Origin of the sequence: Swingsia samuiensis (genome assembly GCF_006542355.1) — a bacterium.
GTDB classification, from domain to species: Bacteria; Pseudomonadota; Alphaproteobacteria; order Acetobacterales; family Acetobacteraceae; genus Gluconobacter; species Gluconobacter samuiensis.
On record NZ_CP038141.1, the window covers coordinates 110,733 to 127,423 of the forward strand.

The window sequence follows — 16,691 nt, forward strand, 5'->3', positions numbered from 1 at the left end:
CTTAACCTACACTTCCTTCAAGACTGATCTGGAGTAATTTTTGTGCTTCAACCGCGAATTCCATTGGTAATTCTTTAAGCACTTCTCGACAAAAACCATTCACAATCATTCCCACAGCATCCTCTTCAGATAATCCACGGGAACGGCAATAAAACAATTGATCTTCTGAAATCTTGGACGTGGTTGCCTCATGCTCAACACGCGCTGTCATATTCCGATTTTCAATATATGGTACGGTATGCGCACCACATTGATCACCAATCAGAAGACTGTCACACTGGGTGAAGTTACGTGCATTCCGTGCTTTTGGCTGCATGCGTACCAACCCACGATATGTACTATCAGAATGTCCCGCTGAAATGGTTTTAGCAATAATCGTTGAACGTGTGTTCGGAGCTAGATGAATCATCTTGGTTCCGGTATCTGCCTGCTGATGGTTATTCGTTACCGCAACAGAATAAAACTCTCCAACAGATCCTTCTCCCGCTAAAATACAAGACGGATATTTCCATGTTATAGCAGAGCCTGTCTCAACCTGCGTCCAAGAAATCTTGGAGCGTGCACCACGGCAGGCGCCACGCTTGGTCACAAAGTTATAGATCCCACCACGGCCTTGATCATCACCAGGATACCAGTTTTGTACGGTAGAATATTTGATCGACGCATCATCCATAGCCACGAGTTCAACCACGGCCGCATGTAACTGATTTTCATCGCGTTGAGGAGCAGTACAGCCTTCCAAATAAGAAACCGTCGCACGCTCTTCTGCTATAATAAGGGTCCGTTCAAACTGACCTGTATTGCGTGCATTAATTCGAAAATACGTCGATAATTCCATTGGGCAACGTACGCCCGCAGGAACATAAACAAACGACCCATCCGTAAAGACAGCCGAATTTAGTGCAGCAAAGAAATTATCGGCAACAGGAACAACAGATCCCAAATACTTTTTCACAAGGTCAGGATATTCCCTAATCGCTTCTGAGATCGGGCAGAAAATCACACCCGCATCAGCTAACGTCTTACGGAAAGTCGTTGCAACAGAAACGCTGTCGAAAACGGCATCTACAGCCACTGGAGGACGTGCCTCAGCCCCTTCCACACCAGCAAGAAGTGCCTGCTCATGAAGAGGAATTCCTAGCTTTTCGTATGTTTTGAGCAGCTCTGGATCAACCTCATCCAAACTCTTTGGGCCGTCTTTTTTCTTGGGACGTGCAAAATAATGTGCATCCTGATAATCAATCGGAGGATGCTTCACCTTTGCCCAATCGGGGTCTTCCATCCCTTGCCAAGAGCGGAATGCCTTCAAACGCCATTCCAGCATCCATTCCGGTTCTTCTTTCTTCTCTGAAATCAGGCGGACAGTATCTTCATTTAGCCCTTTAGGAGCGATATCCATTTCGATATCAGTCTCGAAGCCCCATTCATAACTGGACTTCGCAAGCTGCTCGACTGCTTCACGGGTTTCGGTCACAGCTGGCATGATATCGTCTCCTTATTCAATCGGATCAACAGCTGAGATAAGTTCCATATCCAGCGTGTCCAATGATGTTGTATTATTTCCCTTACGTTGCTTCACCGGCGAATGACGCTTCATATCCGCTAATGTAATACCATTCAGCGTTTTAAGAAGCGCATCATTCACCATATCCCATTGGCCGGATAGACTGCATAAGGAGCTATGCTCACATTCGCGTCCATCACAACAAGCTGTAATTGAGATAGGACCATCAACGGCTGTGATTACAGCTGCAATTGTAATATTTTCTAGCCCGTGTGCGAGTTTATATCCCCCCCGCGCTCCACGGTGAGAAATAATCAACCCACTCGCTGCAAGACCTTTCAAAAGCTTTGCAACAGTTGGTTCTGGCACACCCGTCCCTTTCGCCAAGGTTGAGGCCGTCGCCAGTCCTTCCTGATCCCCTAAGTGAACGAGAAGTACCGTTGCATAATCGGCTAATTTTGAAAGCCTTAACATAACTGTTTACCCACAAATCAATTAATTTAAGACTTGTGTAGTCCTAATTTTGTTTAAATGGACTATCTTCCTTAAAAGGTCAAGGTCTTTCTCTATTTCACGTGGGCTCAATGCAAGGGGAATTCTTCTGTTTAAATTCCCATTATCAGCTTTGAAAGAGCCTCTAAAACAGCTCCAGCGAAAAAACCAAAAACAGTTCCGTTAATTCGAATATATGTCAGGTCTTTTCCAACCCCTTGCTCTAACCGTCGGGTCAAAACATCTGCATCCCACCCGGCCATTACATTGGCTATAAAGCCAGACAATTTTCCACGAAGTGTTGGCAATGTTCTAAAAAGGGCTTCCTCCAACATCTGATTAATTTTGATCTTTAAATTCTCATTTTCACGTAAAGAAATAATAAAACTATTGATAGTCGTCTCTAAAACCGCAGCATTCCACCCATCTTCACGGGTACTATCATCCTCTATTACGAGACGAAGTTTTTCCCAAAGCTCTCCGCTCCATGCTTTCAAGCTAGAGTGGGTAACAATCGCTCCAATCGCTTCAGATATATCGTTTCGTCTTTCAGGGTCATTCTCCATCTTATCAATCTCAGCACGAACCCACGAGGTGAACCCTTGCCGTATTTCCGAATCCATCGGGTCAACACGGTCCATTTCCGCCTTAATGGAGGATAAGACCCGTCCTGACACAGATGCGCCTATAGCCCACCCTAAAAAACGTCCCCCTTGTTCCCTTACACGATCTTCTACAAACTGCTTAAAATCCCCTTCACGAGCAGCAACTGTATTCTTCAATTTGCACAACAAGAACGACAAAACTTCCTGATGTAATTCACTCTCCACCATTGCCTTCATTCCACGGGCAACGAGATGCGTCATTTCTTCCCCATTCAAAAGAACAGACATAACTTTTGAGAGAGCTGAAACAGCACTGCCATCTTCAACACGATTCAATAGGCCTGGGATACTTGAGCGTAAGGTATGAATAAGATTTTGCTTGACGCTCGGAGCATCTAAGGTTTCGGCAATAATTTTAGGCAGATCAATTTGATGTAAAACTTTTCTTACATTTTCATCCGTAAAAAACTGTTCTGAAATAAATCTTCCTAAAGATTCCCCTAAACGTTTTTTTTGTCTTGGGAGTATCGCTGTGTGTGGAATCGGTATTCCCAACGGATGCCGAAACAAAGCAACAATAGCAAACCAGTCTGCCAACCCTCCAACGACTCCCGCCTTAGAACCTGCCCTTATCAAATCCAAAAAAAGATTGTCTTGTTGTATATATTTTGCCGAGAGCCATGTTGTCCCGACGGCGACAGCCCCCATACAAACAAGAAGGCCACCGGCAAGATGGGTCGGAGAATATTTTTCTCTTAAAACGTTTTGTTTTAAATTTTCTCTTTCATTCTGCGACATATTTTATCCAAAACCATCCAATATTATCATCTATATGCAGTAAGACGCTCGGAACAAGGTTGCGCTTCATCACAGAGCGTGGAACATATCAGTTCCGTTTTAGTTCAATCCCGCAGAAGCGAGACTGTTTTCAATGTCTGACCGCGCCTCCTCCCGGCTCGACACCTCTTTATCAACATATATCGAGAATATGTCGTCTCATCTTAACCAAGACCGTGACGGCCTCAGTAAGCTTATTACACAGATTGGTAACAGTCTCGATCATAATGAAGCCGAAAAAATTTCCCAGCTTGAGGATATTGTTCGCTCTATCCGCGACGAATATTTCATTCAACGCGCCAATCACCTGCGCCAATATGTTGGTTTAGAAGATCAAGCTCCTGAAGAGCGGTTAAAAGCTGTCGCCAAAGCCCTCGTTAACCAAAAATCAACTCCTGATCTTTTAACCATTCCAGAAATTGCAGCTGTTTTTACTGCGCATCCCACCTTTGCTCTCTCTGACAATGTTTACGCTCTCCTTGCAGAACGTGCGAGCAATCCTCAAACACATATCCCTACTTTAAAGACACATCGCCGTAGTGGGGCTCCAACCCTCGCCCACGAACAATCTTTAGCATTAGCGGCCATTTTAAGAGGACGGGATGCTTTAGATGACCTCACTCTTGCCCTTTTAAAAGAGATGGAGAGCCGCTGGCCTGACACTAAGACAACGGAAAATATTGATCCGTCCCCTGTCATTTTAGCAAGCTGGGTCGGGTTCGATACAGATGGTCGCAATGACATTGGGTGGTGGGATACCATTCGCATTCGGCTAGAATTAAAACAAACCCAACTTGAGCGTCTTGAAACGGGTTTAAAAAATATTGGCCTGAATGAATCCGCTCTTGCCATGCGTATACGCCGCGCCATTGAAGCTGTAAGAACCCAGCATGCGGCCTGCCCTTCAGGAAAAGACGCTACTCCGGAAGACATTAATAGCTTTGCTCAAGTTCTTATTTCTCACCGTGAGCAAGCACTTCTGGACGCCAAAGAACTTATCCCTCTCTTTCATGATGCATCCCATACCCTCAATACAGAACAAGCACTAACACTCCGCGTCTTACGTGCGGGGTTCATGAGCCACGGGCTTGGGATTGCACATATCCATACACGCCTTAATGCTGCACAAATTTATAACGTGGCACGAACACGCCTTGGCTTAACGGATGATCCAGCTCTTCCATCAAGACGCAGAGTCCTACTGGCACGTATTGATGATGCATTAAGCAATTTAACCCCTAAAGATGTTAATTTTGGATCGTTACTCGTAGAGCCAGCTTCAGCTACACGCTTAATGATGACTATGGCCCAAATCCTGAAGCATATTGATTCAGGGTCTCCTATTCGCTTCCTTATTGCTGAAACAGAAAGCGGCTATACTCTCTTGGCCACGCTCTGGCTGGCACGGTTATTCGGCATTAAAGATCATCAAATCGAAATTTCTCCCCTCTTTGAAACTGAAAGTGCTCTCGAAAATGGCGAAGTCATTCTCGAAGAAGCATTCCATTCTCCTCATTGGCGAGATTATTTGCGGGCAAATGGCCGCCTTTCTCTTCAATTTGGCTATTCTGATTCAGGACGGTATGTTGGCCAGCTTGCCGCCACCAACCTTGTTGAACGCCTCAGAATGCGCACGCTTGCTCTGCTGAAAGAGCACGACCTTGAGGACGTGTCACTCACACTTTTTGATACTCATGGGGAAAGCATTGGTCGTGGAGCACACCCTTTCTCTCTTCGCCAACGTTTAGATTATTTTTCTCCTGCTCGTACACGATTAGCCCTTCAAAAAGCAGGGATTGGCTGCCGGGTTGAAACAGCATTCCAAGGCGGAGACGGCTATACCCTGTTCGGAACGAAAGAAATTGCGGCATCCACAATCGCAACTCTAGCGGAACATATTGCTCATCCACCTCAAAAACTTAACGATCCTATTTACGAACGCCCTGATTTCGCAGCTGATTTCTTTTCAACCATCGCGCTCGATATGAGCGCTTTAGTAGATGATCCGGGATATGCTGCACTTTTGAGTGCCTTTGGCCCTTCTCTGATTGATAAAACCGGATCTCGCCCTTCTGCTCGTCAATCTGACGCAGCAACGGTAACGCGCATTACACACCCTAGCCAATTACGTGCCATTCCTAATAATGCAATCTTACAGCAATTAGGGTGGTGGGCGAACGTATTGCACGGCTTGGGAAATGCGGCTCAACGCCATCCTGAAACATTTGAACAGCTCGTTAATAGCTCTCCGCGCTTTCGTGAGGCTATGGACTTCGCACGCAAAGCCCTCGCCCACTCAGACCTTGAAGTCCTAAGGGCTACCATTCGGCAGCTTGACCCGGGAACATGGCTGGACCGAGCATCCCTTGCTACAGATGAAGAAGCGCGTCAGCACTTTTTAACGATCTCACGCGGCTTGGAAAACCTTCGTTTCTGGACGAGTGCTCCAGCCATGTTTAGACGTATTCAAACAGACCATATTGCCCTTCGTGCAGCATGGCCAGATGCGCCACATATGGAGAGCCATGAAAAACTTCTTCACGGTATTCGTTTTGCCCTGATTGATCGGCTCTGGGTTCTTTCAACAAATATTCCATACTTTGGGCCCCGTAATAATCTTACACGTGAAGCCATCACAAATCTGATCCTGTGTTTGGATATTCCTCGCGCTTTAAGATTATTAGATGATCTCTTTCCGATCACCGCTCTCAACATTACAAATTATGATTTTGGAGAGCTTGGAAATGCAAGTGATGCAGATGGGTTCGCCCGTGAGCATACCGAGATTTTCCAGCCTTTAAAACGTTATTTTGATCTTTTACGCGAGGTAGGAATTGCGATTATGCATGCTAATCAAGCTTTTGGTTAATTAAAACGGTATCGAAACTACTTGCTTGCTTTTATAGGTTAGTCCAAGAGAGAACTTGGTCAATTTTATTAAAAAGTTCTCTCTCATGATTCATAAAACTCTTATTTTTAGCGCTGCCACACTTTTAAGTACCTCTTTAGCTGTGGCAGCCACATCTCCCCCAAAAATATCAGATGAAAGCGTAACAAGCGGAAATGTCGTAATTGATGGAACGACCATTTCCTACCATGCTGTTGCAGGCACCCTTCTTGTTCATGGCAATAAATATGATGATTCCAACCAAATTCTACTTAAGCGTGGAATAAATATTGATAACCCCAAAGAAGAAGACAAAAACCCACCTGTCACTTCTATGTTTTTTACAGCTTATTTTAAAGACGGGGCTCCTTCTAATAAACGGCCTATTACTTTCTTATACAATGGCGGCCCTGGTTCTGCTTCTATTTGGCTCCATATGGGAACGTTTGGCCCAATCCGTGTAAACACACCAGGAGATCAACACTTACCTGCTGCTCCTTACGCTTTACAGAACAATCAGCAATCTCTTTTAGATGTTTCTGATATCGTTTTTATTGATGCCCCCGGGACAGGCTTTTCGCGTATTGCTGGTAAAAATGCAGCAAAAGAATTCCTTGGAGTTGATGGAGACGCCACTGCCTTTACACACTTTATCGCGCAGTTCTTAGCAAAATATAACCGTTATAATTCTCCCAAATATCTCATGGGAGAAAGCTATGGGACTTTACGCTCTGCATTGGTCGTTAATTTATTAGCGCAAGACGAAAGTATTGATTTCAATGGTGTAATCCTTCTCTCTCAAATCCTTAATTACACCAATAATAATGATACCCCTCAGCTTAATCCGGGAATTGATGATCCATATATTCTCTCCCTTCCCACTTATGCCGCTACAGCATGGTATCACCACACTCTTCCTCATGAACACACTGACCTTAAAGCTTTTCTAAAAGAGGTAGAAAACTTCTCAACTCATGATTATGCCCTCGCTCTGCTGCAAGGGGCAGATTTAAGCGAGACTAAAAAACAAGGTATTGCGAATAAGATACATGAATATACGGGGTTATCAGCCGATTATATTCTGAAATCGAATATCCGTGTTAATAGCGGCCAATTTGAGCAACAACTTCAAAGTAAAACAGGCTTAACGACCGGCCGGCTTGATACGCGGTATTCTAGCCCAGCCTTAGACCCTCTTAGTAAGGAAGCAGAATATGATCCACAATCAAACTCCATTAGTTCCGCTTATGTTTCTTTATTCAATGAATATGTTCGTAATACCTTAAAATATGGAAATAATGATACCTACCGCTTATCAAACCCCGATACATCTTGGGACTTCAATCACACGCAATATGGTTTATCTTCACAAAGTGCATCCCTAGCCAACGTCATGAACGATCTTGCCATGGCTATGAAGACCAACCCTAATTTACATGTTTTTCTCAATAGTGGGTATTATGACCTTGCTACCCCTTATTACGAAGGTGTTTATGAAATGAAACATCTTCCAATACCCGATAGCTTACAAAAGAATATTCAATATGCCCAATATACATCCGGACACATGGTGTATGTTGACCCGAACGCTTTGCAACAACTCCATGATAATGTGGCTACATTTATCAGGCAGACTGATAATTTACATTAAACGCATAAAAAAAGCCGACTGGAATATTCCAGTCGGCTTTTCTTCGAGCATACGAAATTAAGCGGATTGAGCCATAATTTCTTCTGCCACGTTACGTGGAACAGGATCATAATGATGGAACTGCATTGTAAAGGAAGCACGTCCTTTTGTTGCAGAACGTAGGTGAGAAATGTAGCCAAACATTTCTTTCAAAGGAACCTGCGCACGGATCATAACAGTTGAACCAGATGTTTCTTGGTTCTGAATGATACCACGACGACGGTTCAAGTCACCAACGACGTCACCAACGTGATCGTTTGGCGTTGTGATCTCAACATCCATGATTGGCTCAAGAATAACTGGACCAGCTTTCTTCATACCTTCACGGAAGCAAGCTTTAGCAGCAATTTCGAAGGCAAGAGCTGATGAGTCAACATCATGGTACTTACCGTCAAGCAGCGTAAACTTGAAGTCTACCGTTGGGAAGCCAGCAAGAACACCCGTGCTTGATTGCGCACGAATACCTTTTTCAACAGCAGGGATATATTCTTTTGGAACAGATCCACCGACCACTTTATTTTCAAATGTGATCTCATCTTTTTTATCAGATGGAGCAAATTCGATTTTAACTTCAGCGAACTGACCAGAACCACCAGACTGTTTTTTATGCGTATAAATTTCAACGTGAGGCTGAGTAATTGTCTCACGGTAAGCAACCTGTGGCGCACCGATGTTCGCATCAACGCCATATTCACGACGAAGACGGTCAACGATAATATCAAGGTGAAGCTCACCCATTCCAGAAAGAATGGTCTGACCTGTTTCTTGATCTGTCTTTAGCTGAAGTGACGGATCTTCTGCTGTAAGCTTCTGAAGAGCAAGCGTCATTTTTTCGACGGCGTCTTTTGTTTTTGGCTCAACAGAAATATCGATAACAGGAACTGGAAACTGCATACGTTCCAAGACAACTGGATCAGCGCCGTCTGCCAAAGTATCACCTGTTACAGTGTCTTTCAAACCAACGAACGCAGCAATATCACCAGCACCTACTGACTTTACTTCCTGACGCTTATCAGCATGCATCTGGAACATACGGCCAACACGTTCTTTATGACCCTTGGTTGTATTAAGGATCGTGTCACCTGAGTTCAGAACGCCACGATAAACGCGAACGAAGGTTAGCGTACCGTATTTGTCAGAAATAATTTTGAAGGCTAGGCCCGCAAATTTTCCGTCTGGATCCACTGGAATGATAGGAAGGAAGTTTTCATCAACTTCTTCGTCTTCTGGTGGAGCAATACGAATACCTTCAACTTCATCAGGAGCTGGAAGATAATCAATAACAGCATCAAGAAGAGGTTGAACGCCCTTATTCTTAAAGGCTGTACCACACATAACTGGACGGAATTCACCGCTGATTGCACCTTTCTTGATGCATTTTTTCAGCGTTGCAATATCAACGTCACCCTTCTCGAAATACTCTTCCATTGCAGCATCATCAACTGCCAAAGCTGTATCAAGAAGTGTTTGACGTGCTTCCGCTGCTTTTTCTTTCAAATCAGCAGGGATTTCTTCGTAGTGGAATTTAGCGCCGAGCTCGCCACCTTCCCAAACGATTGCACGCATCTCTACAAGATCAACCACACCTACGAAGTTGTCTTCTGCCCCGATTGGCAGCTGTAGAGGAACAGCAACGATATCAAGCTTTTCTTTAAGCGTATCAAATGCGCGATAGAAATCTGCACCAACACGATCAAGCTTATTGATAAAGATGATACGAGGAACGTTATAACGGTCTGCCAAACGCCAGTTTGTTTCTGACTGAGGCTGAACACCAGCAACACCTTCAATAACGAAAATTGCACCGTCAAGAACGCGCAATGAACGGTTCACTTCGATGTTAAAGTCGATATGGCCTGGGGTGTCGATAATGTTGATGCGGTGGTCATTCCACTCACATGTAACAGCAGCAGACGTAATCGTAATCCCACGCTCACGTTCCTGTGCCATATAGTCAGTGGTTGTATTACCATCATGCACTTCACCAATTTTATGGGAAACGCCTGTGTAGTACAGAATACGTTCTGTTGTCGTGGTCTTACCAGCATCAATATGAGCTGTAATACCAATGTTACGGATCTTCGAGAGTGCCGATTTGGCTTCCTGAACGCTTTCGGACATGGAGAACCTCCAAAATGCAATAAAAGGTGTTCCAGTTATGACTGAAACACCTCCGCTGCGACTTAGTTAAAATATTCTAAAGTCGAACTTGTTGAGTCCCAGTGATGGCTGAATGAAGCAGACCACCATGGTTTTCAAGAGTAATCTTTAATATTTCGGCACAAAACCGAAAAAAAGATTCTCAGGCAGTCTGGGCAGCCTTGCGTTCCTGAACGCGTAAAATACGACGTTTAATAACCTGTGCTTCTTCTGGAAGCTTACGGTTTGACGTACCCAGCAAAAACGAATCCAACCCACCGTTATGCTCAATCGTACGAATACCCTTCGTAGAAAGGCGCATACGTACTGGAGCACCCAGAATATCGGAGATCAGCGTGGTCTCCTGTAGGTTAGGGAGAAAACGACGACGGGATTTATTATTAGCGTGACTGACGTTATTCCCCGTCAGCACGCCTCTGCCCGTGACCTGGCAACGGCGAGACATGGTAAAACTTTCCTCGATGCTGGATTGACGCAGGACAGCGAGGTCCAGCGTGTTCCGTAAATCAGGCGCGGCTTATGGCGGATTTTTGAACTTTAGTCAAGTCCCTGTAAGTAAATCGCCAGCTTGCGCCAACCACATAGCGGCATAATACCCGTTTTTTTTCAAAAGATCTATATGTGTTCCGCGCTCAATAATTTTTCCTTCATGCAAAACAATAATCTGATCTGCATCTTGAATTGTTGATAGCCGATGCGCGATAATAACCGTTGTACGCAGCCGGGAAAGCACGCTTAATTCATTTTGTATCGCACTTTCCGTCTGAGTATCCAAAGCACTTGTTGCTTCATCCAAAAGCAAGATACGAGGATCTTTTAGTAACACGCGCGCTATAGCAACGCGCTGTTTTTCTCCACCTGAAAGTTTTAACCCTCTCTCCCCAACGATAGTATCATATTTTTCAGGAATTTTTTGAATAAAGGCGTCAATCTGCGCTTTTTTTGCCGCGTTCTCTATATCCTCAAAAGAAGCAGACAAATCACCATATGCAATATTCTTCCCTATTTCCGCATTAAAAAGTACCGTATCTTGGGGAACAATCCCTATAATTTTATGTAAATTCTCTTGAGCAATATTTTTAAGATTATATCCATCAATAAAAATTGCCCCCGACGTGGGGTCATAAGCCCTGGTGAGCAAACGGCCTAATGTCGATTTGCCTGATCCTGTATGGCCGACGATAGCAAGTGTTGTTCCCGCAGGAACTTCAAAAGAGATATCCTGTAAAATAGTCCGTTTCTCGTCATAAGCAAAACCAACATGATCAAACTTAATCGTTGCAGCCTCTCCATCCTTAAGCTTGAAGGGTAAAGAAATAGCATTCTCCGAATCTAGAATTTCAGAATTAGTCGCAAGAAGCTCTAAATAATTTTCGAGATCAACACGGGCATTTCTCCACCCCGCTCCAACATAATTCAGCGCAGCGACAGAGCTATATAAACTGCTCAAATAACTGCCTATTAACACAAATTGAGCCACAGCTATTTTATGATGAACAATGTCAAACGCGGCTAACGATAACAGAACTGTTGTCGTTATTACGATCAGTAAACTCCGACACATTTGCGAAATATTAACCAATCGTTGCAGATAAATTTCAGCAGAAGCCCATTGTTTTTTCTTCTCATCATAAAGATGAATCTCTCGAGAAATATTCGCAAAACTACGCACAGTTTCAAAGTTTAAAATACTATCAACAAGCTGATGCTGAGCTTGTGTATTCACAAGATTTCTTGCCCGACGCGCAGCCATTCGCATTTTTGTAAAATAATAGGATGTAGTGGCGTATATCATGATCGCTACGATTAAAATTGCGACATATCGCCAATCAAAGACACGTAAAATAACAACAAATGTCATACTCAGCTGCAAAACGTTGGGTATAACATTGAAAAGAACGAGACTAAGAACTGTGCCAACAGCATCAGCCCCTCGGTCCAAGATACGTGTTAACGCGCCTGTTTGCCGATTAAGATGAAACCGCACACTCATTTTGTGTACGTGCTCAAGACCCGCAACAGCCACACGCCTTTGTAGATCTGTTTCAACAGGCACAACCAAGATTTCACGCCCAGCAGTTGCTAGCGCTGAAACAGTTCGAACAATCGCATATTGAAGAATCAACCAGACAGGCACAGCGAGTAATAATCTTTGAGCCGATAGCGTGCCCACCATTCGGCTAAACAACAACGGCGTCACAACAGAAGCAACGCTTTCAAGCAATAATAAAACAACAGCTAGGCTGATGCGCCAATAAACAAATAATAAGTTATCTGGGCGTATTTTGTGCCAAAGCTGAGTAAGCGAGAGCATCTTTGGCAACGAATCATATTTCTTAAACATATAAAAACATGCAAAAGATAACGGTCATTCTGCACTCATTCCATCTTAGTAATTTCTGCATTCTGTCCAAGGCTTTATGATCGACTCAACATTACTTCCTTTCATACAACACATTAAAGCCTGTAAAAGCGCCAACCTTCCGGGAAAATATATCCCTCTTTCTTACCATGAAAAGATTATTGGCTGGATCGCACCTCAATATTCTTCTTTTCTTACTCAACTAGGGTATCTTCAATCGGGCACAGGATTCCATATTACTTCAGGTCATCAGCTTTTATCCCTCAGCAATAATCTGGCAGAGCTAAACGCTTACAAACCGCATAATGAACTCTTTGATGTGCGCGCACAAAAAGATGTTGTTATCGGTCAGGTGGATCGTGGTGCTATCCCTATTCTCGGCTTAAATGCGGAAGGGATACACCTCAACGGTCTTGTAAAACAAGGTGATAAGCTGATGCTATGGGTAGCCAAACGCAGCATGAATAAGCGTCTTGACCCGGGTAAACTCGACCATCTTGTTGCAGGCGGCATGAGTACTGGCCTCACCCCCAACCTAACAGTCCTCAAGGAGGCTCAAGAAGAAGCTGGGATCCCTCCCGAGTTAGCTCAACAAGCCAAGCATGTCAGCACACTACACTATGCGCTAGAACGCCCAGAAGGGCTTCGTAGAGATCTTTTACATTGTTATGACTTAATTCTTCCTGAAAGTTTCACCCCCATCGCCGAGGATGGAGAGGTCGAAAGTTTTTCTCTTTTACCAATTCAAGATGTTTTTCAGATTGTTAAAAACACTAATGACTTTAAATTTAACGTAAATCTTGTATTAATCGATTTGTTTATCCGACATAATTTATTCAACAGCAAAGAAAAAGCCACCTTAAGCAACTTGCTTAATGAGTAATACGTTTCTTTTTCTCTCGTTTATCTATCATCAATAGATAAATTTTCAGGATCAACATGAACGACACGTCACCTTCAAACACCTCCCCTGCTATTCCCGTAGAAAGCTCAGATTCTACAGGCTCTCTGCAAAGACGAGCACGCTTGGGGTTATATTTATTCCTTCTTTTAATAGGATTATACACTCTCAAAAACTTCCTACCTGCCATTTTATGGGGAGGCGTCTTTGCTATCTCCTTGTGGCCACTTTACCGACGCGTTGAGAGAAAGGTAGGTAAAACAGACTGGTTGCCACTCGTTTTTACTACATTTATTGCTCTTATTTTTCTTGTACCTGCTTCTCTCGTCGGGGTTAAACTTGCAGACGAAATTCAGAGCGCCCTTCAATGGATTAGTGATGTCCGCGATAATGGTATTCCTATGCCAGAATGGGTGCCTCACCTTCCTTTTGGAGCAGCACAAGCTACGGCTTGGTGGCAAAATCACTTAACGAGCCCTCAGCGCTTATCTCACCTGCTTCATTCTGTAGATATTAGCCATAGCATGCAGATGACAAAGCAGGTTGGCTCTCAAGTTCTACGGCGCGGCACTCTTTTTGCCTTTTCTTTGCTCACACTCTTCTTCCTCCTCAAAGACGGCGATTATGTCATTGAGAAAAGCCTAGTCGGATCACACCGTCTTTTTGGTAGACAAGGAGAAGATCTGGCCAAGCAAATGATATCTTCAATCCATGGAACACTTGCAGGGCTCGTACTTGTAGGTATTGGCGAAGGTGTTATCATGGGAGTAGCCTACGCATTTACGGGTGCACCACAGCCGCTTTTATTCGCAATGTTAACAGCCGTTGCCGCGATGATCCCTTTCTTGGCATGGCCAACCGTTGGACTGGTATCACTCTTACTTCTTGCAAAAAGCAGCATGGTAGGTGCCATCGTCGTAGCGGTATTAGGATCTGTCGTTATTTTCGTAGCAGATCATTTTGTCCGCCCAGCCCTTATTGGAGGAAGTACCAAAATGCCATTCCTATGGGTTCTACTCGGTATTCTGGGTGGTGCTGAAACTTGGGGTCTGCTTGGGTTATTCCTTGGTCCAGCCATTATGGCTGCAATACACCTGCTCTGGACCCTATGGACAGAGGAACCATCAGATAACCCTAAAAAGGAAATAATTTAATTTCTTGAAACCGCAGAGTTTGGTCGGGCAGGCGGGATTCGAACCCACGACCCCCAGTCCCCCAGACTGATGCGCTACCAGGCTGCGCTACTGCCCGTCACTCTGCGGTGAAAAGTGCTTTAACAGGCTAAACTAAATACTGCAACGACTATTTTTTCAAGCGGGCAAAAGAGCCCGCAAAGCTTGCAACTCAACAAGAATTTCTTTTAACTCTTTACGTAAAAGATTATTCTCATTTTCTAAACTCTGATTTTTTTCCATCAAAGTAAAAAGCTCTTTTTCAAACTCATCTTCAGCGTCAGAAGATGTTCGCTCCTCTTCATTTCTTTCATCACTTTGAGCAGACATTGCTAATTCATTCTCTGTCGACGCAGCAGCTTGCTCGACTAATAGAGGTTCTTCCTCAATACTATTTTTTACCTGCTCTTCTGTATGATGCGCTTTTTGTGCTTTCAAAATACGCAAAACAGCATGAGGTTTATAACCATGGGTATAAAGTAACTCAGATATTAATTTTAATTTTTCTATATGTTCCGGATTGTAATACCGTCTACCACCTTCTCCTCGGAAGGGTTTTACACCGGGATAAATTGTCTCCCACGCCCGTAAACGATGCTGAGGAATATGCAGCTCATCTGCTACTTCGCTAATCGTTCTATAAGCATCTGGAGCTTTAGACGTCTTAGTCTGAACAGGCTTTGCAGAAACAACGTTTTCACCAAATTCGTCAGAACTACCCGTCATTATAAATACAACCTTTTATTATTTTTCTACGCCACTCACACGATCTCGGAGCAATTGTGAAGGACGAAAAATTAAAACATTTCTTGGTGCTATTGGAACCTCAACGCCGGTCTTCGGGTTTCGGCCAATGCGTTCACCTTTTTGTCGAATAGAAAAAGTTCCAAAGCTGCTCAACTTAACAGAATCACCCTCTTCCAGAGCGAAAGAAATAATTTCCAAAACGCTCTCCAAAACAGAAGAAGACTCCTGCCTAGACAACCCAACACGATTATGTACGTGTTCAACTAGATTCGCGCGTGTCACAGTATCCATGCAAACAAGTTACATGACCTTCACAGACAAACCAAGAAATCAATTGTAACATTAAAAAATATTTGATCCTCTTTACATACGGATCAAAGCAGAACCCCAAGTCAAACCACCGCCTAAAGCTTCCATCAGAACCAAGTCATTTTTCTGAACACGTCCATCCTGTACTGCTTCATTTAAAGCTAAAGGGATGGATGCCGCAGAAGTATTAGCGTGCCGATCTACGGTAACAACCACCCTATCTGAAGGAAGAGAAAGTTTTTTAGCCATACCCTCAATAATTCTCAGATTGGCTTGGTGAGGAACCAACCATTTTACATCCTCACCTGTTAAATGATTGCTTTCCAATGCTTCATCGACAGCCTGAGACAGTTTAACAACGGCATGACGAAAAACTTCACGCCCAACCATTTTTAATTGTTGCGTTGTTCCAGCACACCCGACACCACCATCGACATAGAGCAAATCACCTGTCCGACCGTCAGAATGCAAATGGGTAGATAAAACGCCTTGGCCATCTTCAGCGCCGGATTCCAATAAAACAGCTCCAGCACCATCACCAAACAACACACAGGTTGTGCGGTCATTCCAATCCAATAAACGTGAAAAAACTTCACTTCCAATTACAAGAATTTTTTTTGCGCTACCAGATTGGATCAAAGAATTTGCTGTAGCTAAAGCAAATATAAACCCTGAACACGCAGCGCTCACATCAAAACCAAAGCCTTTTTCCATTCCCAGTAAGGCCTGAACCTGAACGGCTACAGCTGGAAACACTTTATCGGGCGTTGATGTCGCGACAATTACAGCATCAATTTCTTTTGAAGAAACACCAGCCTGCTCAAGAGCCCGTTGAGCAGCAAGGGCAGCCATACTTGCCGTTGTCTCATCTTCTGAAGCGATGTGGCGCTGTTCAATACCTGTACGTGTCTTAATCCACTCATCTGAGGTATCCACCTTCTGCGCCAACTCCGCGTTTGTGATGACTTGACGAGGTAAATACCCACCAACGCCCGTTAAACGAGCCCGACAAATAGCAGACATAT

13 protein-coding genes and 1 tRNA gene are annotated in these 16,691 nt (G+C 44.0%); 4 read left to right on the forward strand and 10 right to left on the reverse strand.

The annotated features are described in order from the left end of the window. Nucleotide 1: 1 nt before the first annotated feature. From sufB to E3D00_RS00515, 3 genes are all read right to left on the reverse strand, one after another. Complete coding sequence (gene sufB / locus E3D00_RS00505; protein ID WP_141458968.1) at nt 2–1,483, reverse strand: Fe-S cluster assembly protein SufB; 1,482 nt, start codon at nt 1,481–1,483, stop codon at nt 2–4. Nucleotides 1,484–1,495: 12 nt separating this feature from the next. Continuing rightward, complete coding sequence (locus E3D00_RS00510) at nt 1,496–1,978, reverse strand: SUF system Fe-S cluster assembly regulator (RefSeq protein WP_141458971.1); 483 nt, start codon at nt 1,976–1,978, stop codon at nt 1,496–1,498. 131 nt (nt 1,979–2,109) lie between these two features. Continuing rightward, entirely contained in the window at nt 2,110–3,399 is a 1,290-nt protein-coding gene (locus E3D00_RS00515; RefSeq protein WP_141458973.1) for a DUF445 domain-containing protein, read from the reverse strand. 133 nt (nt 3,400–3,532) lie between these two features. Here E3D00_RS00515 and E3D00_RS00520 point away from each other — a divergent pair, with 133 nt between their 5' ends. Together E3D00_RS00520 and E3D00_RS00525 are read left to right on the forward strand one after the other, a co-directional pair. Continuing rightward, nucleotides 3,533–6,307: a phosphoenolpyruvate carboxylase gene (locus E3D00_RS00520; protein ID WP_141458975.1), complete on the forward strand. Its 2,775-nt coding sequence runs from the start codon at nt 3,533–3,535 to the stop codon at nt 6,305–6,307. An 85-nt stretch (nt 6,308–6,392) separates the two neighbouring features. Then, nucleotides 6,393–7,976 (forward strand): S10 family peptidase, encoded by a 1,584-nt coding sequence (locus tag E3D00_RS00525; RefSeq protein ID WP_141458977.1) that lies wholly within the window; start codon nt 6,393–6,395, stop codon nt 7,974–7,976. A 57-nt stretch (nt 7,977–8,033) separates the two neighbouring features. On the opposite strand, the gene fusA is transcribed toward E3D00_RS00525, so the two are convergent. From fusA to E3D00_RS00540, 3 genes are all read right to left on the reverse strand, one after another. Then, nucleotides 8,034–10,136 carry an elongation factor G gene (gene fusA / locus E3D00_RS00530; protein ID WP_141458979.1) on the reverse strand — a complete coding sequence of 701 codons (2,103 nt, stop codon included), beginning with the start codon at nt 10,134–10,136 and terminating at the stop codon, nt 8,034–8,036. Nucleotides 10,137–10,317: 181 nt separating this feature from the next. Beyond that, on the reverse strand, nt 10,318–10,620 hold the full coding sequence (gene rpmB / locus E3D00_RS00535) for a 50S ribosomal protein L28 (RefSeq protein ID WP_141458981.1): 303 nt from the start codon (nt 10,618–10,620) through the stop codon (nt 10,318–10,320). 96 nt (nt 10,621–10,716) lie between these two features. Then, nucleotides 10,717–12,489 (reverse strand): ABCB family ABC transporter ATP-binding protein/permease, encoded by a 1,773-nt coding sequence (locus tag E3D00_RS00540; RefSeq protein ID WP_246091446.1) that lies wholly within the window; start codon nt 12,487–12,489, stop codon nt 10,717–10,719. A 106-nt stretch (nt 12,490–12,595) separates the two neighbouring features. Here E3D00_RS00540 and E3D00_RS00545 point away from each other — a divergent pair, with 106 nt between their 5' ends. Together E3D00_RS00545 and E3D00_RS00550 are read left to right on the forward strand one after the other, a co-directional pair. Next, a complete protein-coding gene (locus E3D00_RS00545) occupies nt 12,596–13,420 on the forward strand; it encodes an NUDIX hydrolase (RefSeq protein WP_141458985.1) in 825 nt (274 codons plus the stop codon). Between the two features lie 56 nt (nt 13,421–13,476). Further along, nucleotides 13,477–14,592, forward strand: coding sequence for an AI-2E family transporter (locus E3D00_RS00550; protein WP_141458987.1), 1,116 nt, complete (start codon nt 13,477–13,479; stop codon nt 14,590–14,592). 20 nt (nt 14,593–14,612) lie between these two features. Here the strand turns inward: E3D00_RS00550 and E3D00_RS00555 are convergent. From E3D00_RS00555 to E3D00_RS00570, 4 genes are all read right to left on the reverse strand, one after another. Continuing rightward, nucleotides 14,613–14,689, reverse strand: a tRNA-Pro gene (locus E3D00_RS00555). Between the two features lie 59 nt (nt 14,690–14,748). Then, entirely contained in the window at nt 14,749–15,336 is a 588-nt protein-coding gene (locus E3D00_RS00560; RefSeq protein WP_141458989.1) for a MerR family transcriptional regulator, read from the reverse strand. Between the two features lie 18 nt (nt 15,337–15,354). After that, complete coding sequence (locus E3D00_RS00565) at nt 15,355–15,648, reverse strand: integration host factor subunit alpha (protein WP_141458991.1); 294 nt, start codon at nt 15,646–15,648, stop codon at nt 15,355–15,357. A 72-nt stretch (nt 15,649–15,720) separates the two neighbouring features. Beyond that, complete coding sequence (locus E3D00_RS00570; RefSeq protein WP_141458993.1) at nt 15,721–16,689, reverse strand: beta-ketoacyl-ACP synthase III; 969 nt, start codon at nt 16,687–16,689, stop codon at nt 15,721–15,723. Between the last annotated feature and the right edge of the window lie 2 nt (nt 16,690–16,691).

Bases quoted from the DNA above. Each gene is read 5' to 3' on its own strand.
- sufB (WP_141458968.1), bottom strand. From the start codon at position 1,483: ATGCCAGCTGTGACCGAAACCCGTGAAGCAGTCGAGCAGCTTGCGAAG.
- E3D00_RS00510 (WP_141458971.1), bottom strand. From the start codon at position 1,978: ATGTTAAGGCTTTCAAAATTAGCCGATTATGCAACGGTACTTCTCGTT.
- E3D00_RS00515 (WP_141458973.1), bottom strand. From the start codon at position 3,399: ATGTCGCAGAATGAAAGAGAAAATTTAAAACAAAACGTTTTAAGAGAA.
- E3D00_RS00520 (WP_141458975.1), top strand. From the start codon at position 3,533: ATGTCTGACCGCGCCTCCTCCCGGCTCGACACCTCTTTATCAACATAT.
- E3D00_RS00525 (WP_141458977.1), top strand. From the start codon at position 6,393: ATGATTCATAAAACTCTTATTTTTAGCGCTGCCACACTTTTAAGTACC.
- fusA (WP_141458979.1), bottom strand. From the start codon at position 10,136: ATGTCCGAAAGCGTTCAGGAAGCCAAATCGGCACTCTCGAAGATCCGT.
- rpmB (WP_141458981.1), bottom strand. From the start codon at position 10,620: ATGTCTCGCCGTTGCCAGGTCACGGGCAGAGGCGTGCTGACGGGGAAT.
- E3D00_RS00540 (WP_246091446.1), bottom strand. From the start codon at position 12,489: ATGCTCTCGCTTACTCAGCTTTGGCACAAAATACGCCCAGATAACTTA.
- E3D00_RS00545 (WP_141458985.1), top strand. From the start codon at position 12,596: ATGATCGACTCAACATTACTTCCTTTCATACAACACATTAAAGCCTGT.
- E3D00_RS00550 (WP_141458987.1), top strand. From the start codon at position 13,477: ATGAACGACACGTCACCTTCAAACACCTCCCCTGCTATTCCCGTAGAA.
- E3D00_RS00560 (WP_141458989.1), bottom strand. From the start codon at position 15,336: ATGACGGGTAGTTCTGACGAATTTGGTGAAAACGTTGTTTCTGCAAAG.
- E3D00_RS00565 (WP_141458991.1), bottom strand. From the start codon at position 15,648: ATGGATACTGTGACACGCGCGAATCTAGTTGAACACGTACATAATCGT.
- E3D00_RS00570 (WP_141458993.1), bottom strand. From the start codon at position 16,689: ATGTCTGCTATTTGTCGGGCTCGTTTAACGGGCGTTGGTGGGTATTTA.